Source organism: Methylohalomonas lacus (genome assembly GCF_024808875.1).
Lineage (GTDB): Bacteria > Pseudomonadota > Gammaproteobacteria > Methylohalomonadales > Methylohalomonadaceae > Methylohalomonas > Methylohalomonas lacus.
On sequence record NZ_JANUCT010000021.1, the window covers coordinates 20,061 to 41,118 of the forward strand.

Consider the following 21,058-nt stretch of genomic DNA (forward strand, 5'->3'; position numbering starts at 1 on the left):
TTGACTTGATGAACTGCTCCTTTCGATCGGCCATAGTGCTTGCTTTTCCGAAACTTGTTTGGGGGGAGGCCACAACTGACAGTGCCTGAAGCCTTTCGCAAAATATTTTTTCTGCTGAGTCGGGGTGAGAGACGCCGTGGCATACTCGTGCTCGGCATGATCACCGTCATGGCTGTCCTGGAAACGGCAGGCGTTGCCTCAGTGATGCCATTCCTAAGCGTACTGGCAAACCCGGAAGTCGTCCGGACCAATGACAAGCTGGCGCTGATCTATGCCACTTTCGACTTTAATTCCGTGGACGATTTCTTGATGGTCCTGGGTATTGGCGCCTTTCTGCTTATTCTTGTCTCGGCAGTATTCCGGGGCATAACCGTCTATGTCATGAACCGCTACGTCGAGATGCGCGGTCATGGACTGGCCTGTCGATTACTCGAAACCTATCTGCGCCAACCGTATAGCTTCTTTCTCAATCGCCACAGCGGAGACCTGAGCAAAAGTGTCTTGTCGGAGGTGGCTCAACTCGTCAGTAATGTCCTGCGGCCGGGTATGGAACTTGTCGCCTATTCGATCGTACTCCTTGGCATTCTGTCGCTTCTGTTACTGATTGATCCATTGCTGGCACTGGCGGTCGGAGTCGTGCTCGGGGGGCTCTACGGGATACTCTATATGATGGTTCGTAAGCGTCTGGCACGCATAGGCCAGGACCGCATTCAGGCGAACCAGGAGCGCTTCACCGCTGCCGGGGAGGCGTTGAGCGGCATCAAGGACATCAAACTGCTCGGCCGTGAGCATGCCTACCTGGATCGATTTCTGGGGCCTTCCTTCCGTTTCGCCCGGCACCAGGCAACGAGCCATACCCTGTCACAGGTACCGAACTACCTGGTCGAGGCCATCGCCTTTGGCGGCATAATTGTCCTGGTTCTGGTAATGCTGTCCAATCGCGGTGGGGTAGAAGGGGGTATGGGTGAGGTTCTGCCCTTGCTAGGTCTGTATACCTTCGCTGGCTACCGGCTGAAACCGGCCGCCCAGAAGCTGTTTTCCAGCCTGGCCAAGCTGCGTTTTGGCGGGCCGGTACTCGAGGCTGTTTACCAGGATCTGGAACAGCGTACGGCACTGGCCGAAATTCGCGACGTAGCTGAACAACCGCTGGTACCGAAAGACGCAATCGCACTCAAGGATATATATTACACATATCCTGGTGCTGCCAGGGAGGCGTTGTCCGGCATCAACCTGAGTATCCCCGTGGGCAGTTCGCTCGGCCTTATCGGCACGACCGGTGCCGGCAAGACCACGCTGGTGGATATAATACTCGGGCTGCTGCGCCCGACCCGGGGCAGGATCATCGTAGATGATGAGCCGGTTACCGACTCGAACCTTCGGGCCTGGCAACAGACGCTGGGCTATGTACCACAGGATATTTTTCTTGCGGACAATACAGTGGCTGAGAACATTGCTCTGGGTATAGCAGCGGACCGGATCGACCGTCAGCAGGTCGAGCGCTGCGCCAGAATGGCGCAGGTGCATGAGTTCATCATGCAGGAAATGCCCGAACAATATGAAACAAGGGTGGGAGAACGAGGTGTGCGACTGTCCGGAGGGCAACGACAACGGCTCGGTATTGCCAGGGCGCTTTATCACGACCCCGCCATATTGGTATTCGATGAAGCCACCAGTGCCCTCGACACTGTGACCGAGCAGGCCGTCATGGAAGCAATAGAGGGACTGCATCACAAGAAAACGGTCATTCTTATTGCACACAGGCTGACGACGGTCAGTAACTGCGACAGAATTGTGCGCCTGGAACGGGGCAGGGCGATGGAGGAAAATCCCGACACAATTTTGCAAAAAAACAATTCCTGAATAAATAAAACTGAGACAGGCCAACATGAACATAGTATTTTGCGGCGATAGGAACATCGCCAAGCCAGCCGCAGTAACGGCCAAGTCAATACGGCTGGCGAATCAACAAGATATCGAATTAAAGTTTATTGTTATTGGCTACAATTGGTCGAGTGAAGATGTTGCTTTCTTCGAAAAGATAGTCGGAAACGTCGAATACATCGAGACCTATGGTTGTGAGTTGCCGGAGGTTAAATACAGACGTCATGTTCCTAACACTGCTTATCTGGTATTGAAGATACCTGAATTACTTTCGCAATATGAAAGACTAATTTATCTGGACGCTGATCTGTATATTAGAGATCAGCGTTTTTTTGAACTGAATAACATTGACTTGGAAGGTCATACCATAGCCGCAACACTAGATTGCGGCCCCCCTTATGCAGCAAATGAAAAAGGTATAGTGGATTGGCGTAACTTAGGAATGAATCCGATGGCGAAGCTGCTGAATTCCGGGGTAATGATACTAGATAATAAAAGATTAATAGAAAGCGGATATTTTGAAAAAGCTTTTGAGTATGCATTTTCCTCGGGAGATAGTATGAGATTGGCAGATCAGGATGCAATTAATATTGTCCTGAATGGTCTATGGAAACGTCTTGACCAGAGCTACAACTACATGCCCAGATGCATTCATGATACGGGTGGTATATATGGCTTTATAGATATGAAAGAGCTTGATGCAGCTTGTGGTAATCCCTGTGTTGTGCATTTTGCAGGAAAGTTCAAGCCATGGATAAACATGGAAGATACTCCGTGGTTTGATGAGTGGAAAAGTATAGCGGCGATGACCGGCTGGACACCATGGCTTTATAATCAAAAAAATGGACTATATTTTCAATTGAAGAAAGCAGTACGCTTTTCAATACTTGTGATCACTAAGATTTATAAAGAGGTTAGAAAAATCGGATATTATTGGCAGCGGATATAACCGATATATCTATATTATATGGGCATTAAGCTTTAATACTTAGAGAAAAGAAAATGAAGATAATAGTCTCTCTGACGACTATTTCTGAAAGGACAGAAATTGTTTATTACACCTTGCTTTCATTGATCAATCAGAGTATCCAGGCTGACAGGGTTGTATTAAATATATCCAGTTCGGCATATCTGGCCGATGATGGTATCAATGATTTGCCTGCCAGACTGAAAGATATGGAAGTGAAACGTTTGATAGAAGTCAGGTATGTAGAAAATATAGGTCCTTACAGGAAACTGATTCCAATCATATTCGAGTGTGAAAATGAGGACATTGTGATTACCTGTGATGATGATGTTATTTATGGTTCCGGGTGGCTTGAAAGATTGCTGCTTGCGGAAAAGGAATATCCTGAATCAATAATCTGTGGCAGAGCCCGAATACCAAAATACAATTTATGGGGTAGTAGACAAAGTTATCTCAACTGGGGCTTGGCATACAATAATGAAAATAGCTTGGACCTTGTGCCTACTGGTGTGGGTGGTGTGCTGTATAAAAAATATTTACTGGATATGCAATTTCTGGCGCGCGTTGATTTTAAGGAGTTGGCGCCTGAGCAGGATGATCTTTGGTTCAAGCAGGCCAGTTATAAAAGTCAGACTCCTGTCAAAGTGGTATCAGATCTAATGTCACAGATATACGAAATACAGACATCATTTGGATTGACACAAAAAAACTTTAAAAAGACGAACCATACAAAATCATTATATGGAACGATTCTTTTCAAGTTGAGTATCGTGCAGAAAAAATTACTTGGCTACCTGGGTTTTAATGTTTGTAAAAACGATTATGTGCTGACCAGCTTGGATAAGCTTTAGTTGTAATATTTTTTGATAGTAATATGGATCAAACAACTTTAACAATTTATGTATTTTCATATAATCGTGTACAGTTTCTCTATAATTGTCTGAGATCTATCGAATATTGTGCGCCTGATTTTAGGATTGTCATCATAGATGACAATAGTACTGACGCCGCAACTATAAATTATCTTCAAACCATATCGACAAAATATGAAGTTATATATTCAAGTGTAATAGACAATTATGAACCCAAAGTTGGTGGCCTGTATAATAATATGGAGATGGTGTTCCGTTTGGCGTATGAGAACAATCAAAAATACGTTTTGTTTATTCAGGATGATATGCAAATCGTGCGCAGTATAGACAGAGAAGATCTGCAATCAATTGATCATTTTTTTTCTGAGAATGAAAATTCATTTCAGTTGAATAGCTGTTTCATGAAATTAAAGGATCAGAAAGAAGATCCTTATTACTTGCAACTGGACGAAAGTGCTGAGTCATATATATGTACTGACTCAAGGCATACCAAGCCAAGATGGTTTTTGGCTACTGGCGTATTCAATGTAAATAGATATCATGCCTTGTATGGTGCTCTTGAGAGGACTGAAAGCGAAAACAATTACAAATGCAGAGAAAGAGGGCTCGTGATGGGTATTGCCAAACAGCCCTTTATGATGTGGTTACCCTTCCCAAGGTCATACAGAAAAAGAAAACGTTCACTGCTGCATAATCTGATCGAGTATATCGGTGGTACAGGCTTTTATCCAATAGAATACCTGAATAATAAATTTCCGAGTAAGACGGATAACCGTATGCCGGTAGCTGAGGCATATCTAACAGCACCCAATATAGGGCGATGTCTTCACTGGTCTACTGAAGGCGGTGTGCCATCGCTTCTAGCTAGAGGTGGCTGGAGAATGTATCTCGGTAGATTGATAAGGTACATTAAACAGTAATAAAAGTATAACTATGAATATAGAGAAAGCTAGTATAGCCATATATGTATTCTCATATAATAGAGCGGAATATCTTGAAAATTGCCTTAAATCAATCGATACACATTCATATTATCGCGATATAACAATTATAGATGATGTTAGTTCTGATTTTAGTACTGTAAAATTACTTAAGAAGCTTGAATGCGGATATCGTGTTGTATATAGCAATGAAACCTCCTGTGATCATATAAGATATGGTGGTTTGTATAATAATATGAATTGGGCAATAGGCGATGCCCAGAACCGTAAACTAAAGAGAGTGCTATTTATCCAAGATGATATGCAGTTGATCAGGCAATTCGGTCCGCAGGAATATAATGATATAGATCACTTTTTTCGAAACAATAGGCGTTCAGTTCAGTATTATTCCTGTTTTCTTAAATCAAAACATAGAAATGTTGACGAACAAAGCCTGGTTCCTGATTTAAGCTGTACTGCTTATATATGCAATAGTAAATTCCACCCTGGGTTTAGATTCTTTTCTGATGTTGGAGTTTTCGATATTGATCGATTTAAACTTAATTTTCAGTATTTTGAAGGTGATGAGCGCGATAATAATCTAAAGGCAATAAATAGAAACTTGGTGATGGGTCTATCAATGCGACCCTTCATGATGTGGCTGCCATTCCCGGAATCCCATAGAGGCAAAAAACGCTCGGTTAAACATAATCTAATAGAGAGTCTGGGTGGTGCGGGCTTCCATCCTGTTGATGAACTGGAACACAGCAAGATTAATCTATTGGAGAAGAAACTGCCATTTGCCGAGGATTTCTTGCATAGTCCTGCAATAGGCCAGTGCAGATGGTGGTCTACAGAAGGCGGACTTGAGAATTTGCTTGCGAGATACGGATGGCGACATATTCTGGCCAAGCTTATCAGGAAATTAGAACGAAATAATTTATTTAAATCAATATGATCTAATTGTTTATATCGCATGCCTGCAAAAAAACTGATTTTTTTTAAATTCACACTTGCGCTAGTGCTGGTAATTCTGGCGCTATCGTTTTATTCCTTGTCATTCGATCTGACTGCTGGTATATGCCTGCTCGCATTATTCGGATTATCAGCAGCAATTTTCCTGGTGAGTTATGAAGATTACAAATTATCGGAAAGAATCCTGAGCCGAACTGATGTAGCCAAATCCTTTGCTCATTCAGCCAATAATTCTATCTGGTTCCATGAAGCTCTCCGACCCCGCTTGCCGCTACCACCTTTAGCAGGGTGGGCGCTCGATCCTGAGACCGCCGGTTATCTTTACAAATCCATCATCAGGGAAAAACCCGCAGTCATTCTGGAACTTGGATCTGGAGTCTCTACTTTGATCATGGCTTATGCACTGGATTCCAATGGGACGGGGCATATTTATTCCTTTGACGCTGAGAAGAAGTTTTCGGAGCGATCAACCTCTGTTCTGGAGGCTCATGATTTAGTGGAATATGCCAGTGTTACACATGCTCCGCTGGTTGATTATACGAACAGTAATTATGGTAGTAAGTGGTATGAATCATCGGCATTCTCGTCAGTACCTGATGGATCGGTAGACATAATTCTTGTTGATGGGCCTCCTGAAAAAACATCACATCTTGCCCGTTATCCAGCTTTGCCAAGACTATGCAAAAAACTAAAGAAAAACGCGCTTATCATTTTAGATGATGCGGAACGAAAGGGTGAAAAGGCTATCATTCAGAAATGGCTGGAAGAGGGATACATTGAGGACAACCCTAAATTCTACTCTATAGGTACAGGCGTATGTATCGCGCGAGCAAGATAGACTTGATGTGTGAATCCAGTTGAAAGTCCAGAATTTTTACTATAATAAAAATTAACAACCTATCGAAGATACTTTCAGTACTAAACTATCTATCTTTGACTATGCGGTTTGTGTCTTGAGTAGTGAATTCACAGGTTGGTTCAGGAAAAAATCGATGTTCTGCTGTCAGATTTCATTGATGAGCGGGTTCAGTTCGGGTTTTTACAGGCTGGTATTTTCTGGATGACATTTATAATTAATTCAATTAATAATGCATTGGAAATGATAATACTTTGAGTTGCATTGATTGAAGATTACTAGAGAATGCTACCAGTATGTCAAGCAATATAGATGACAATTTGGCCAAATATTATTGTTCGGTTATTATTCCAGTCTACAACAAAGAATTATATGTGGCACGTGCTATAGATTCAGTACTTAATCAAACGCATGATAATATTGAACTTATTCTTGTCTGTGATCCTTCTACCGATAATAGCCTGGAGATAATCAAACAGTACGAGGATCCTAGGATTAGGGTGTTTTATAGAAATACGCCCGGTCCGGGGGGGTATGCAGCCCGAAACTTGGGCGCGGCCATGTCCAGGGGTGACTGGATTGCATTTCTCGATGCTGATGATGAATGGATGCCTGATCATCTGGAACAGGTTCTTCTACTTCATCAAAAATATCCTGAAATTCCGGTCATTGTATTGTCTAGTCACATCGTTGAGAACAATGCCAAACACAGGGATCCTTTTTCAAGAGTCTGGAATGCTGATGGACAAGTGTTCAGCTTTGAAGATTATCTGAAAAATAGCTATAAGATTTATAAATCTATACACACCAACACGATAACCATAAAAAGAGACTTGTTATCGGGGTTTGAAGTGTTTCCTGATGGCAGAACGGAACGTTCTGGTGACCTTTATGCCTGGGTCAGGATAATGGCACGTGCAAGGTATTGCGTCTGGTCTAAGTATGTTGGTGCAATAATTTATAAGGATATTGAAGGAGTGACCAGGGCATCCTTGCCGAAAATAGAATTATTCCAGATGATGGTGAGCGAGTTGGCACCTGGCTGTACTCGTAGCGAATATATATGGTTGACGCGCTATGCTAATAAATTAATCAAGACAGCCTGGATTGAGCATAGATTAGCTGGGCGCGAATCGGCCCCTTTGCATAGCTGTTTTCATTGGAAAAATCATTTCCACTATTGTTTTTTCTGGAGCCTGATTTCATTATTGCCGGTTTCATTTATTAATAATATCAGGTTACTCAAGAACAGAATCACTTGAGATTGATATTATGTATCCACTCATCGCTTCTATAACGCCAGATATATGAGAATCGCATATATCACAATGCAATTTCCCGTGCCCAGTGAGACATTCGCTTCATTGGAGGTTAATACCTTATGTGAGATGGGGCATGAATTGACTGTTTACGCGTTGAGAACACCGCATCGCCTGTTCAAGAAAATGATCAATCAGCGTAATCATGATGCGGTCCGTATAGTACATTTTCGCTTGTGTTATATTCCATCAGCTCTTCTATCTATTATTTTACAACCGCGAACCGCAATTGATTTACTTCTCTGGCTGATCGCCAGTTGTTATCGTCATCCGAAAAGGCTTGGTGTCAGCCTTTTACTCATGCCAGTCGTTATGTGGCATTTTTCCATAATTCGCAAGAACCCGCCGGATATAGCTCATCTTTTCTGGGGACATTATCCTTCTCTATTAGGTTATTTGATTTACAGATATTTGCCTGGTGTGAAACTAACCCAGTTTCTTGGTGCGCATGATTTGATCACGAATCATCCTTCAAGCTTTATTTTAGCCAATAAATTGGGTCATGTGATAACCCATAGTAACTATAATATTGATCTTATTTCAGCCAATGGTGTGAGTCGCGAATATATTCATGTCGTCCATAGGGGTACTCAGGTTTCTGATGTTCCCAGTAGCAGCGAAAAGTTCCGGGATATTTCTGCCCCCAGATTTTTATCTGCTGGCAGACTGATTAACACGAAGGGCATGAACGATGTTATTAGCATTTTTCATCATGTAATTTCTTTATACCCCAATGCCCGGTTGACCATTGCCGGCGATGGTCCAGAGAGAAAAAATCTGGAGTCTTTGGTTGGCAGTCTGGGATTGGGGCATGCCGTTGACTTTGTCGGGCACGTCCCGCAAAAACAGTTGTTTTCCGAAATGACAAGTGCGCACTTTTTTCTGCTTATGACGCGTTATGGATCAGAACGTCTGCCCAATGTTATCAAGGAAGCGATGTTGCGGCAGTGTGTTGTTATAACTTCGCAAATGCCGGCAATTGATGAGCTGGTCAGTGATATGGATACGGGTTTTGTTGTTCATTCAGGCGATAATCAACGAGCTGTTAAATGCATAGAGAAATGTTTGGGCGATCAGGAATACGCTATGAATATTGCCGATCGTGCACAGGCATTAATAATCAATAATTTTGATATCAGGAAGTCCATGAAGCGTTATATGGATTACTGGAATAATTACGATAATGTCACCATGTCATGACACCGACTGTCTCCATTATCACACCGCTTTATAATTGCGCCTCTTTTATCACTGAGACAGTGAATTCTGTCTGCTCGCAAACCTTTCCCGACTGGGAAATGATTTTAATTGATGATTGCTCAACAGATGACAGTTTGGCCGTGGCTGAAAGTTTGGCGAACAAGGATGACCGTATTCATCTTATCAAGATGGAGACTAATTCGGGCTCTGCGGCTGCCAGGAATATAGGTATTGAAAAAGCCCACGGTCGTTATATTGCCTTCATTGACAGTGATGATCTGTGGACCCAGCAGAAGCTCGAGATTCAGCTTGCCTTCCTGCGGCAGACAAACGCGCCACTGGTCTATTCGGCTTACGAAAAAATTGACCAGCAAGGCGCTCGCGCCGAGCGCCTGGTTCAGGTGCCTGACGAGATCGACTACGAAGGATTATTGTTCTCTACCGTTATTGCAACCGTTACTGCTATCTATGACACGGACAAGGTAGGACGTGTCTTTATGCCGGATATCCGCAAGCGCCAGGACTATGCCCTGTGGCTCAGGATTTTGCGCCAGGGTGGTGTCGCACGCGGCATTAATGAGCCGTTGGCCTATCTGCGCAAGCGTCCCGGTTCGTTGTCCAGCAACAAGCTGTCTGCGGCCTGGTATACCTGGCGGGTGTACCGTGAGATGGAAGGATTGTCTCTGGCGGCCAGCCTGAACTGTTTCGGTCACTATGCGTTTAATGCCTTTCGCAAGATGTTTATCTGATGTCCTCGGCTGCCTGTGGTTATTCGTGATATGCGTGTTGCCGTAACCGGTGCCAATGGCTTTATTGGCCGTGCCGTCCTGCGGGCCGGCCAGAGTGCGGGCCTGTCCATGCGTGCGCTTGTGCGTACCGGTATGCCGGCATCATCCAGTGTCGATGAGCACTGGATTGGTGAAATCGGTCCGGATACCGAGTGGTCCGGTGCGCTGAGCGGCGTGGATGCGGTCGTGCATCTGGCGGGAGCGGCCCATACGGCTACTGATGCCTATGAACGCGTGAATACCGAGGGCACGCTAAGACTGGGCCGATGTGCCGTTGAGGCCGGGGTCAGGCGACTGGTTTTTGTCAGCTCGATCGCTGTCTATCCGGCCGGTTCCGGGACGAATGAAACTATCGACACAGACACCCGGCCCGCGCCGTCCACACCGTATGGCGGCAGCAAGTGGCGCGCGGAGCAGGGGCTGTGGGAGATTGCCAGCGCTACCGGCATGGAGGTGGTTGTAGTGCGGCCGGCACTGGTTGTGGGCCCGGGCGCGCCGGGGAATCTGCGCCGGCTGGCTGCGCTGGTCGCGCGTGGCCTGCCATTGCCGGTGCCGTCTACGGCCAATGCCCGTTCCTACGTGAGCCTGGAGTCCCTGGCTGACCTGTTATTGATCGCTGCGCGTCACCCGGCCGCTGCCGGCAATAGCTTTCTGGCGGCTGACGCCACTACGCCATCCACGCGGCAGGTGATTCAGTGGATAGGCGAAGGCATGGGAAGACCCGCCCGGGTAGTTCCCGTGCCTGACGGTGTGCTGTCGCTGGCGAGCAGGTTGGTCGGCCAGAGCGAGGTCTACCGCAAGCTTTACGGCAATCTGTGCGTGGACGCCGGGCGGACTCGCGACCAGCTGGACTGGTCTCCCGGTGTATCGCTTGAAGCTGCGTTTCGGTCGCTGGGTGCCGGTTTTCACCGCGAACAGTGTTAGTGCGCTTCTTCCCCGGTTTCCGTGCCGCCAGGCGTTAGCGTATCCAGCTTCAGGTGCTGCCTGACCTTGCCACGGTCGTGGTACAGCTTGATGCTGCCATTGATATAGGCACCCAGACTCTGGAACGCCCGTCTCGCCATCAGTAGTGTCAGGATGGCGATAATGATGTTCTGACCTTCCAGCAGCATATAATCGGCAACAAGCAGGAAGAACACGAACAGGAAGTTGGCTGCGGCCAGGTACTGCAGGTAAAGGGTGTATTTTTTGCGGATGCCCTGACGCAGCCAGGCCGCCAGGCCGCCACGCTGGCTCTCCAGTATAGCCTCGGTCACGAGAACCTGGACCACGACGAACAGGGTCGCTATCAGCATGATCAGCGGATTGAGCGCCAGCATGACAATGGCGCCGAGTATGAACATCATAAGATTGGCATGGCTACGGCATGTCAGGGCATGGATTTGCCGGATGGACTTGTTTTTTTGCTTTTCGCCAGGCTGCGAATAGATCGCCAGGATGCGATGCCCGACCCGAACTATGAAACGGTTGGCAACCAGGTTCAGAACGATCGACAGGGCATAAACAATGACAGTGGCGGCCACCAGCCCAAGAATCCAGCTGTCGCGGCTGGCCTCGGACATGAAGGACTGGAAATAGCGGGGCACCCCTTCGCTGCCAAGCATGATGATGACTTTCAGCGGCAGAAACAGGGCCAGCATCTGGCAAAATTGCGCGCTTACAAGCGCTACTATCGCCGCCGTGGTGGCCCGTCGGGCATGCCCGGCCAGGACGCCAAACAGGTGGAACTGGCGACCCGCCTGGGCCAGCATGAAGCGCAACAGAAAGGCTGGTTTTCGGGCGGCGATTTTATTCACGTTTTGGAGCTCCACCGGCAAGCAGTCGCGCCAGCTCGGCTATTTCAACCAGCCAGAGTCGGGCCTTTATAAAGCACAGGTGTAATTGTTGCCCGGGTGTTAGTTGTTTGTTCTGCAGGATGGTCCGCCAGGCCCAGACCGGTGGCATCAGGATTTTGACACCGAATCTGACCCGGCTTGACAGCGTACCGTGGCGGATCTGGCCACCCTTGATACGACGCGTTTTATGGACATGCGCCTGCCAGCTATCCCGTGCGGGATGCCTGATCAGGGCATCCTGGCAGTACGCGACATGAATGCCCTGCCTGCCGGCGCGGCGGCAGAATTCAGCATCGCCGCCCGAGAAGCGAGACGCATCAAAGCCGCCAATGCTTTCACAGAGTGCCTTTGCAACGAACAGATTCGCCGTGGTTGCATAGCCGCGGTCGATATAGTGCGCCTGACGCAGGCCAAGCACCATGTCATAACGTTCATAATGATTCGGTTCGTCGCCGGACGGAATGACTTCGATGGCGCCGCCCACAATTGTCTTGTTCGCATCGTGTTCGCGCAGACATGTTAAGCCGTATTCCAGCCAATACGGACTCGGCCGGCAGTCGGTATCCGTGAAAGCCAGGTACTGGCCACCGGCATTCTCGATGCCTGTGTTGCGGGCTGCATACGAGCCGGGTGTACTACAATGCAGTAATCTGGCGAAAGCAGGCAGCTCCGGCTGATCCGGTATGTGCGTTGAGCCGTTATCGACCAGTAATAACTCAAAAGAGTCGAAATCCTGCTGTTTCAGGTGAGCCAGAAGCTCTGGCACAAGCTGCCATTGATTGTACACCGGCACAATCACAGATATATAGGGTGTTTCCGATGGCAGTGACATGAGTCGGTTGGATTTGTTACATGATTTTGAATTGATTCAGATGCAGTCTGAATATTATGAACTTATCCGGCATGCTTATTTACGGTTTGCATTATTGTACGTTTTAAAAACAGACGCATCCGGGATAATACAATCAAGCTTGTAGTAAGCGGGGCGGTCCGCAGAAAAAGTCGTAAAAGATCTTTGCAATGCAGGGCGGTCAACCTTGGTTCTGCCATATATTCCGGGTAGATCATTTTTCTGAAATCGTCATTTTCCAGCCCCTGATGACGGCGGATCCACTGAAAGAGCCTTCTGATTCTCAGTCTGTGTCTTGCCTGCTCATGCCGGTCATTCAGGCGCCGGCTGCTGTCATTATTATCGTGCCTGCGGTAATCGACAGTGATTTCCCGCAGGAACAGTTTCGATGCCCCTGCAAGCGAACAGCAGTGAATCAGGCAGGCGTCGGCACGGTACCTCCAGTCAGACTCCAATGGTATCGGCATGAAGCGGTCCAGCAGGTGCGACCGTATCGCCAGCGCGGATGTGGGCTGCCCATACCAGCGACCGAAGAACCAGGTGCGTGCGGCGCAAGAGGCTATAAGCCTGTCGTCCTCTGAAAATCTCCATGTTCCCTGTTTGTTGCCAAAAAATTCCATGGATGTGGCGAAGAAATCCACATCCGGATGTTCTGCTGCGGCCTGGGCGAGCGTTTCCAGGTGATGATCCTTGTAACGGTCGTCGGCATCGAGAAACGTAATGATATCGCCGCGCGCGGCGAACCAGGCTGCATTGAAACAGGATAGTTGCCCGCCATTATGCTTTCGCATGACCCGGATGCGGTTGTCGCTTACCGCATCCAGCACCCTGTGGCTGTGCTCGTCAGTTGAGCCGTCATCGACGATAATCAGTTCAAAATCACCATGACTCTGGGCTAGAACAGAATCGATGGCTTCCTGCAGGTAGCGGCCGTAATTATAATTGTTGATGATGACCGTGAATTTCATGGTTGACCGGCATCTGTCACATTGTTCATGCTTCCGCACCTCCCCCCGGGGCCTGCGTCTTGCCTAATTGATTCATATTGCCAGATTGCCGTTTTCAGGTATATGCCGTAACCGGGCGAATAGCCGCTATCGGTGTGAGCTGGCGAAAGCGTATTGAGGTGTTTTGAATGAATTCAATGTCGCCGTCAGGCAAGGTCCGCCCGCCCTTGGAGGCCGCTGTCATACGCGTATTCGATGTGATGTTTTCAGTCGTGGGGCTGGCTCTTGGGCTGCCGCTGCTGCTTGTCCTGCTCCTTTTGGGCTGGCTGGAAACGGGTTCGCCGCTGTTCAGACAGGAACGCGTGGGCCGGTACCGGCAGCCCTTTACTCTGGTCAAATTTCGAACCATGCGGCCGGATACGGCCTCGGTTGCCACCCACCTTGCCAGTGGCTCGGCAGTGACGCCTGTCGGTCGATTTCTGCGGCGCACCAAGCTAGATGAACTGCCCCAGTTATGGAATGTTCTGAAGGGCGACATGAGCCTGGTCGGGCCGCGTCCCTGCCTGTTTAACCAGGAAGAACTGGTCAGGGAACGCGCTCAGCGGGGCGTTTATGACTGGCGGCCGGGGATTACCGGACTGGCGCAGATTCAGGGTATCGATATGTCCACGCCCCGGCTGCTGGCGGAAACCGACCGGGAAATGCTGGCGCATCTGACCGTGTATGATTATTTTCGCTATATCTTCTGGACGTTCCTGGGCCGGGGTGTGGGTGACCGGATTGTGAAATAGTCCCCGGCTGGAACGGCTGGATCTGCTGACGGGAGCGTCAATTTTTCGAAACAGTGCTGGTATAATGCCGTAAATGATTGCTGGCTCAGGAAGTTACTTACGGTATGACGGCTAACGGCGTAATTCAGGCGGGAATCACGGTCAGGGGGCATCGCTGATGGTGGCCGGATTGAATCGTCGGCTGACAATCATTCTGCACGACCTCGGCATGGCTGCCGTCGCCTGGTATCTGGCCTGGCTGGCGCGTTTCAATCTGGCCTTCCCCTATCCGCGCTGGGAGCTGAGCCTGCAGCTGCTCCCGGAAATCCTCATCATCCAGGGCTTTGTTTTCTGGTACTTCGGTCTGTACCGGGGGCTGTGGCGCTTTGCCAGCATCCCTGACCTCTGGAATATCATCAAGGCGGCCCTGCTGGGTGCGCTGAGCATATCGCTGGTGCTGTTCATACAGACCCGCCTGCAGGGCATACCGCGCTCGATCCTGGTTCTGTACCCCCTGTTTCTGATCCTCCTGCTCGGCGGCCCCCGGTTGGGGTACCGATTGTTCAAGGATCGTCGCCTGACGCTGGACCGATCGGTGAAGAAACGGGTTTTGATCATTGGTGCCGGCCGGGCCGGCGAAACCCTGGTCCGCGACATGTTGCGCGAGGAGGGCGGCGCCCCGGTCGGTTTCCTGGACGATGATCCCGAGCTGGCCGGTAGTCGGGTACATGGCCTGCCGGTTTACGGCGGTATTGACCAGGTCAAGCGGGTGGTCGATCAGTATGAGGTGGACCTGATCATCATTGCGGTGCCCAGCGCCACCGGCCAGCAGATGCAGCGCATTGTCGCTGCCTGTGAAGAAACGAACCTGCCGATGCGTACGTTGCCCAGTCTGCAGGATATGATGTCGGGACGACCCGCACTCAGCGATTTGCGCGAACTGTCCATCGAGGACTTGCTGGGCCGTGACAAGGTCGATCTGGACTGGCCGGCCATCCGCCAGGGCATCCATCAAAAGGTCGTTCTGGTCAGTGGCGGCGGCGGTTCGATCGGCTCCGAACTGTGTCGCCAGATAGCAGCGCTCGCGCCGGCGCAGCTGATTATCGTGGAACGCAGCGAATTCAACCTGTACCGGATTCACGCTGATCTGGAGGCCAATTATCCGCAGGTCCCCCTGGTTGCCGTGCTGGGCGATGTCTGTGACCGGCAGACCGTGGACCGGGTTCTGGAACAGTATCAGCCGCAGGTCATTTTTCATGCGGCTGCCTACAAGCATGTACCGATCCTGGAACAGTACCTGCGCGAAGCAGTACAGAACAATATCATCGGCACCCGGCACATGGCCGAGTCGGCAGCCAGGCATGCCTGTGAGAAGTTCGTTCTCATCTCGACCGACAAGGCAGTCAACCCGATCAACATGCTGGGCAAGACCAAGCGTGCTGCCGAAATCCTGTGTGACAGCATGAACGGACAATCGGCTACCCGCTACATTACGGTGCGTTTCGGTAATGTGCTCGGATCGGACGGCAGTGTTGTACCACTGTTTCAGCGCCAGATCCGCGAAGGCGGGCCGGTCACGGTGACCCACCCGGACATGCAGCGCTATTTCATGACCATTCCGGAATCCTGCCAGCTGATATTGCAGGCCGGCGCCATGGGCGAGGGCGGCGAGATATTCGTGCTGGATATGGGACAACCCGTCAGGATCGCCTATCTCGCGGAACAGATGATCCGTCTGTCGGGTCAGGTGCCGAATCGGGATATTGAAATTCAGTTCACCGGTTTGCGGCCGGGCGAGAAGCTTGACGAAGAGCTGTTCCACGACGGCGAGATGGTCGCCGAAACCTGCCATCCCAAGATTCTTCTGGCCCGGCATACGCGCTGCAGTCACGCTGCATTGAATGAACTATGGCAGGCCATGCAGGAAGCCGCGACGCAGTACGAAGAGCAGCAGCTGCGGGAACTGATTGAACAATTGGTGCCATCGCCGGCCACCGACGGCGAAGCGGGCGGCAACATTATTTCGTTACACCAGCACAAGGTGTCTTGATAAAGCATAGGGCCAGCTGCTTTATTTGATAGCTGGATGAGCAGTTGTGGCACTGCTGCCGCAATACCGCCGCCACAATATCGGATAATGCGTAAAAGCCGGGAATTCCCCGGCGCACTTTATAAAACTGAATAATACAAGACTCCCATGCCACGGACGCTGACCGGCGACGTTTCGTCGCCTCCCATCCTTTATGCCAGTACCGCGGTTTTTCTGCTGGGCGCTTTGGCGCTGGTGGTGCCCAGCGGCTACTCGATTGGTGCCGTCCTGCTGTTACTGGGCAGCCTCATCTGGTTGTGGCGCCGCCCGGGTTATGAACTCGAGCGATCCGATTGGTGCATCATCGCTGTACTGGTCGCTTACGCGGCCCAGGGCATGATCGATGCCGGCCTGCGCGGCGACGGTCTGGGCGATATGGATCGACCGGTCCGGTTCCTGCTGGTTGTACCGGTGCTGTTGTTCCTGTTTGCTTATCCGCCGCGGCTGCCAGCGCTCTGGGGCGGTCTGGCTGTCGGCGCCCTGACTGCGGGTGCCTGGGCAGGCTGGCAGAAGCTGGCCGAGGCCGCCGTCCGTGCCGGTGGTCATACGCACCTGATTCAGTACGGCAACCTGAGTTTGATGATGGGATTCATCTGTCTGGCCGGCATGGGCTGGGCGATAAACCGGCGTTATGGCGGCTGGTGGGTTCTGGCGCTGGGGCTGGGTGCGCTGGGCGGGGTGCTGGGATCGGTGTTTACCGGTACCCGTGGCGGCTGGCTCGGGCTGCCGCTGCTGCTCGCCGTCCTGTTCTGGGGATATGGGCGATATTTGTCGGTTAAGGCCAGACTGGGTGTCCTGGCCCTGATCATTGCTTCGCTTGCCATGGTTTATGTCATCCCCCAGACGGGCGTTCAGGATCGCATCGACCGCGCCGGTACAGAACTCCGGGCCTACCTTGGCGGCGGGGAGCGCAGCTCTTCCGTGGGCTATCGGCTGGAGATGTGGCGCGGTGCCTGGCAGCTGTTTCTCGAGCGACCGGTAACCGGCTGGGGTGAGCAGCAGTATGTCGAGCAGATGCAGGCCATGGCAGGGAAGGGCGTCATAGCCCCGGGCGCCGGGCGCTACAACCATGCACACAATGAACTGCTGGATACGGCGGCCAAACAGGGTCTGGTCGGGCTTGGTCTGTTATTGGCGCTGTACCTCGTTCCGTTGCTGCTGTTTGTAGGGAAGGTGCGTAATGAGCATGACGGCATCAATGCCCTGGCACTGGCGGGGATGCTTCTGCCCCTTTCGTATCTGGCTTTCGGATTGACGCAGGTCCCCATGCGCCATAATAGTGGTGTGATGATGTATGCCTTCTGGCTGGTGGTACTGTGGGGGACACTACGGGCGACGGAGCGCACACGTTAATATTCTCAATGGATTACGGGTCAGGCCCGGAATGACTGGGATGGGGAATACGCTAAGCGCCAGGTCCGTAGGAGGCCCGACCCCGGGCCGAACTGTCGAGACGAAACGGGCTGGAGCCTGTAAAATTCCGCAAAAATATCCGGGTCATCTATCCATGAGTATTCGCAAGGTCGTTTTCCCCGTCGCCGGTCTCGGCACACGCTTTCTGCCCGCCACCAAGGTCATTCCGAAAGAGATGCTGCCGGTGGTGGACAAGCCGCTGATGCAGTACGCGGTCGAGGAGGCGCTGGCGGCCGGCATTACCGATTTCATTTTCATTACCGCGCGCGGCAAGGGCGTGATCGAGGATCACTTCGACAAGGCCTACGAGCTGGAGACGGAGTTGGCACGGCGCGGCAAGGACGACATGCTGGAGCGGGTGACGGATTTCATGCCGGAAGGCACGACGTCGATATTCATCCGCCAGCAGGAAGCGCTGGGACTGGGCCACGCCGTGCTCTGTGCCCGTGCGGCGGTGGGCAACGAGCCGTTTGCCGTTGTCCTGCCGGACGATCTGATAGCCGGCAACGGCCGCAATGTCATGCAGCAGATGGTCGATGTCTACGATCGGCAGCAGGGCAGTGTGGTGGCGGTCGAACGGGTACCGAAAGACCAGACCGATCGCTATGGCATTGTCGAAACCGGCGAGTTGCAGGAGCGTGTCGCACCGCTGACCAGCATCGTCGAAAAACCCAAACCGGCGGCAGCACCGTCCAACCTGGCGGTGGTGGGGCGCTATATCCTCACGCCGCGAATTTTCGAGTTACTGCAGAACACCCGCACCGGCGCCGGTAACGAGATCCAATTGACCGATGCCATTTCCGCGCTGCTGGCGGAGGAATCCATCTACAGTTACGAGTTTGACGGTACGCGCTACGACTGCGGCAACAAGCTCGGCTACCTGCAGGCCACGCTCAACTACGGCATCAGGCACGCCGAGGTGGGTGAAGCTTTCCGGGAATATCTGGATGGATGGAACAACAGCCGGGACAGCTAGCCGGCGAATCCGCGGGCAGGCGCCAGTCATGTCCGACCAGTCAGCCTGCTATTGCAACATATCAGGGCACCCAGCCCGAGCGACGGAAGAACCAGTCCTTTCTGCGCTGCTTTCTGAATACCCAGTCATCGAGCTTTGCGACCGAGCCTTTGTTTGAGTTCATATCTTTCAGTGCTGCGAGTAGCTTGTTGTAGAATAATTTATCAGACTGCAACCGGCTCTTATAGCGGGGCGAGCTGATAATACCAATATGAGGATTGGTGTTGATTTCGTAAATTTGTACTTTTCCATCAATGATCGTGTAATCGGCTCTGCCATACTCGATATTGCTGAAGGAGAACGCCTGCATTAATTCTTCTGCATTTGGTGTTGTCTGTATTCTGTCGTATTCCGCTTTAATCGTATTATCATTGGCAAGGCCGACTGTGCCATATTTAGCAGACCATTTATCTTCAAGTACGCCGGCAGTTTCCATAATCCTGTCGCCGCAGCGGAAGGCCGCAAATTTATAATAGAGTCCACGTATATCTGGCTCAGCGCAATATTCAACGATAATGAGTTCTCGCAAGGGGTAGCCATCCGCGACAGCCGACTCGATGGCTTGTTCGAGTTCCTGTTTGTTATTGATTAATTCGCCCGTCAAAATACCTCGATGCGCACGATTTGTACGCAGGAATACCGGGTAGCGATCCGGCTGCTCGCTGTCTCCGGCATGCCAGGCATTAAAGCGATTGAAACCGGCTTTATGGAGCTGTCTTAAAAGTAGATAGCGATCGCCTATGCGCGCTGGGTTGTTGTAAACGGTCTGGCCATTTTCTTTGAGTTTATTATAAATCCGACTTGCCAGCTCGAGTTCCCAGAAATCGAGTCGATCAAGATCCGTGAATATCCATGTGGCTGGGGGAAGCCGGCGCTGACGAAGCAGCCGATCGTAGCTCCAGATACTCACGGGGAGTCCGTCGGCTTCCTGTAACAGGCGCTGATGCGTTCTCTTGTGGGAGCGGGTGGTTATGAAAACGATCATTTATTTATTATAATCAATAAGTTATATCTTTAGTCGAGAATGATTGAACTACTTGACCGATGAAATAGAACAGTTACCATTTAGGGCGCAGAATCAATAAGATGTAATTGATCGTGCATACAAATCAACTGCCACGGGGATTAATAATGCAACCAATATCGCTTAATGCAAAAAACTTGCTCGGCTTTCGGCTGATTCATGCTAGCAAAGCAAATTCTGTGATTGGAAGTAAAATAGGTATGCCCAAGAATGTCTGATAATAGGCCTTTTGGTATATCTGTCTTGCTGTGATTCCGTCAAAACAGATGCCAATTGCTGTTAATGGGCCGGCCCGCTTATAAAGGACCGGCCTTTTTTATTTATTTTTCTAAATTCGCATTCCTAATGTCACGATGTCTACCACATTCAGCTTTATTCCAACGGGTAAACAGGGAATACACTGCGATGCAGCCATGCGCCGCGGGCTCGCCGACAGCCTGGATTATATTGTCGAGCAGAGCCGCGGCCAGGTGGACTTTGATGCGCCGGCGCTTCAGCGGCTTATAGATGGGCTTCGCGCAGGCGATTGGTATCCGGCGTCCACCTTCGGTATTTATTATGATCTCGTTCCGGCACTGACAGTCGGCGATCGCGAAACAGCCGAAGCGCTTTTTGGAGAACTTGCGTCAGAGCATCCCCTGACGGAATCCTGTCGTGTGCTCGGCCTCGATGATCCGGCACTGGGTCATGTATCCCGCTACAAGCGCCTGCTGGATACTGACACAAGACAGTCCTTCAGTTTTCAGCCGCCCGCCCCGGAGCTTACGCGGGCTTTTGCGGACCGGTTACAGCACGCCCGCGAGGTTATCCGGCAGGTGCTACCGGATCTGGCCGCGGAACAGGAAGCCATTCTGCGGGAGATTATCCTGGCGGTTGGTGATACCGATTCGGATTACACGTTTGATGGTGGTTCTTCCTACATGCTCTGGGGCGCGCTGTTTCTGAATGCCGAGTCACATACTTCCGACGTGGCCATGATCGATGTGCTGGCCCACGAGGCCAGTCACAGCCTGTTGTTCGGCTGCTGCACGGAGGAGCCCCTGGTTCTCAACGCCGATGACGAGCTGTTTACCTCGCCCCTGCGGCGCGATCCGCGACCGATGGATGGCATTTATCACGCGGCCTTTGTCTCTGCCCGTATGCACTGGGCCATGTCGCGGCTGCTGGAAAGTGATTTTCCCGATTCGGCGCAGCTCGCCGAGGCCGAATCCCGGCGCGATGCAAGCAAGCAGGGCTTTGAAGCGGGCTATTCGGTCGTCGCCGAGCATGCCGACCTGACCCCGACCGGGCGGTCCATCATGCAGAAAGCCCGGGAATACATGGATAGTGTCTAGTCG

At 50.9% G+C, this 21,058-nt stretch carries 19 protein-coding genes; 15 read left to right on the forward strand and 4 right to left on the reverse strand.

Going from position 1 to position 21,058, the window contains the following annotated elements; all coding sequences use genetic code 11:
• Positions 1–81: 81 nt before the first annotated feature.
• The 10 genes from J2T55_RS11895 (at position 82) to J2T55_RS11940 (ending at position 10,702) form a co-directional block, all read left to right on the forward strand.
• Complete coding sequence (locus J2T55_RS11895) at positions 82–1,860, forward strand: ABC transporter ATP-binding protein (protein ID WP_259057209.1); 1,779 nt, start codon at positions 82–84, stop codon at positions 1,858–1,860.
• A gap of 25 nt (positions 1,861–1,885) precedes the next feature.
• Positions 1,886–2,830 carry a glycosyltransferase family 8 protein gene (locus tag J2T55_RS11900; protein ID WP_259057211.1) on the forward strand — a complete coding sequence of 315 codons (945 nt, stop codon included), beginning with the start codon at positions 1,886–1,888 and terminating at the stop codon, positions 2,828–2,830.
• A 53-nt stretch (positions 2,831–2,883) separates the two neighbouring features.
• On the forward strand, positions 2,884–3,699 hold the full coding sequence (locus J2T55_RS11905; RefSeq protein WP_259057218.1) for a glycosyltransferase family A protein: 816 nt from the start codon (positions 2,884–2,886) through the stop codon (positions 3,697–3,699).
• A gap of 23 nt (positions 3,700–3,722) precedes the next feature.
• Positions 3,723–4,640, forward strand: a complete 918-nt coding sequence (locus J2T55_RS11910) for a glycosyltransferase family 2 protein (RefSeq protein WP_259057220.1) — start codon at positions 3,723–3,725, stop codon at positions 4,638–4,640.
• A 13-nt stretch (positions 4,641–4,653) separates the two neighbouring features.
• Complete coding sequence (locus J2T55_RS11915; RefSeq protein ID WP_259057222.1) at positions 4,654–5,598, forward strand: glycosyltransferase family 2 protein; 945 nt, start codon at positions 4,654–4,656, stop codon at positions 5,596–5,598.
• Between the two features lie 18 nt (positions 5,599–5,616).
• Positions 5,617–6,453 (forward strand): O-methyltransferase, encoded by an 837-nt coding sequence (locus J2T55_RS11920; protein ID WP_259057225.1) that lies wholly within the window; start codon positions 5,617–5,619, stop codon positions 6,451–6,453.
• Between the two features lie 314 nt (positions 6,454–6,767).
• The gene (locus tag J2T55_RS11925; protein WP_259057228.1) at positions 6,768–7,733 is read left to right on the forward strand and encodes a glycosyltransferase family A protein; all 966 of its coding nucleotides are present in this window, start codon (positions 6,768–6,770) and stop codon (positions 7,731–7,733) included.
• A gap of 66 nt (positions 7,734–7,799) precedes the next feature.
• A complete protein-coding gene (locus J2T55_RS11930; protein WP_259057229.1) occupies positions 7,800–8,990 on the forward strand; it encodes a glycosyltransferase family 4 protein in 1,191 nt (396 codons plus the stop codon).
• Complete coding sequence (locus tag J2T55_RS11935; protein ID WP_259057231.1) at positions 8,987–9,739, forward strand: glycosyltransferase family 2 protein; 753 nt, start codon at positions 8,987–8,989, stop codon at positions 9,737–9,739. The genes J2T55_RS11930 and J2T55_RS11935 overlap by 4 nt, the downstream gene beginning before the upstream one ends.
• A 30-nt stretch (positions 9,740–9,769) precedes the next feature.
• The gene (locus tag J2T55_RS11940) at positions 9,770–10,702 is read left to right on the forward strand and encodes an NAD-dependent epimerase/dehydratase family protein (RefSeq protein WP_259057235.1); all 933 of its coding nucleotides are present in this window, start codon (positions 9,770–9,772) and stop codon (positions 10,700–10,702) included.
• On the opposite strand, the gene J2T55_RS11945 is transcribed toward J2T55_RS11940, so the two are convergent.
• From J2T55_RS11945 to J2T55_RS11955, 3 genes are all read right to left on the reverse strand, one after another.
• Positions 10,699–11,574, reverse strand: coding sequence for an ABC transporter ATP-binding protein (locus J2T55_RS11945; RefSeq protein WP_259057236.1), 876 nt, complete (start codon positions 11,572–11,574; stop codon positions 10,699–10,701). The two genes, J2T55_RS11940 and J2T55_RS11945, sit on opposite strands and share 4 nt — an antisense overlap.
• Positions 11,567–12,412, reverse strand: a complete 846-nt coding sequence (locus tag J2T55_RS11950) for a glycosyltransferase family 2 protein (RefSeq protein WP_259057238.1) — start codon at positions 12,410–12,412, stop codon at positions 11,567–11,569. The genes J2T55_RS11945 and J2T55_RS11950 overlap by 8 nt, the downstream gene beginning before the upstream one ends.
• Positions 12,413–12,507: 95 nt before the next feature.
• Positions 12,508–13,431, reverse strand: coding sequence for a glycosyltransferase family 2 protein (locus J2T55_RS11955; protein WP_259057239.1), 924 nt, complete (start codon positions 13,429–13,431; stop codon positions 12,508–12,510).
• 167 nt (positions 13,432–13,598) lie between these two features.
• Between J2T55_RS11955 and J2T55_RS11960 the strand changes: the two genes are divergently transcribed.
• From J2T55_RS11960 to galU, 4 genes are all read left to right on the forward strand, one after another.
• Entirely contained in the window at positions 13,599–14,201 is a 603-nt protein-coding gene (locus J2T55_RS11960) for a sugar transferase (protein ID WP_259057240.1), read from the forward strand.
• A 157-nt stretch (positions 14,202–14,358) separates the two neighbouring features.
• Entirely contained in the window at positions 14,359–16,230 is a 1,872-nt protein-coding gene (locus J2T55_RS11965) for a nucleoside-diphosphate sugar epimerase/dehydratase (RefSeq protein WP_259057242.1), read from the forward strand.
• A gap of 147 nt (positions 16,231–16,377) precedes the next feature.
• Positions 16,378–17,622 (forward strand): O-antigen ligase family protein, encoded by a 1,245-nt coding sequence (locus tag J2T55_RS11970; protein WP_259057245.1) that lies wholly within the window; start codon positions 16,378–16,380, stop codon positions 17,620–17,622.
• Positions 17,623–17,776: 154 nt separating this feature from the next.
• The gene (gene galU, locus J2T55_RS11975) at positions 17,777–18,658 is read left to right on the forward strand and encodes a UTP--glucose-1-phosphate uridylyltransferase GalU (protein ID WP_259057247.1); all 882 of its coding nucleotides are present in this window, start codon (positions 17,777–17,779) and stop codon (positions 18,656–18,658) included.
• A 61-nt stretch (positions 18,659–18,719) separates the two neighbouring features.
• Here the strand turns inward: galU and J2T55_RS11980 are convergent, their stop codons facing one another.
• Positions 18,720–19,607, reverse strand: a complete 888-nt coding sequence (locus J2T55_RS11980; RefSeq protein ID WP_259057256.1) for a hypothetical protein — start codon at positions 19,605–19,607, stop codon at positions 18,720–18,722.
• 527 nt (positions 19,608–20,134) lie between these two features.
• Here J2T55_RS11980 and J2T55_RS11985 point away from each other — a divergent pair.
• On the forward strand, positions 20,135–21,055 hold the full coding sequence (locus J2T55_RS11985) for an aKG-HExxH-type peptide beta-hydroxylase (RefSeq protein WP_259057258.1): 921 nt from the start codon (positions 20,135–20,137) through the stop codon (positions 21,053–21,055).
• Positions 21,056–21,058 lie beyond the last annotated feature (3 nt).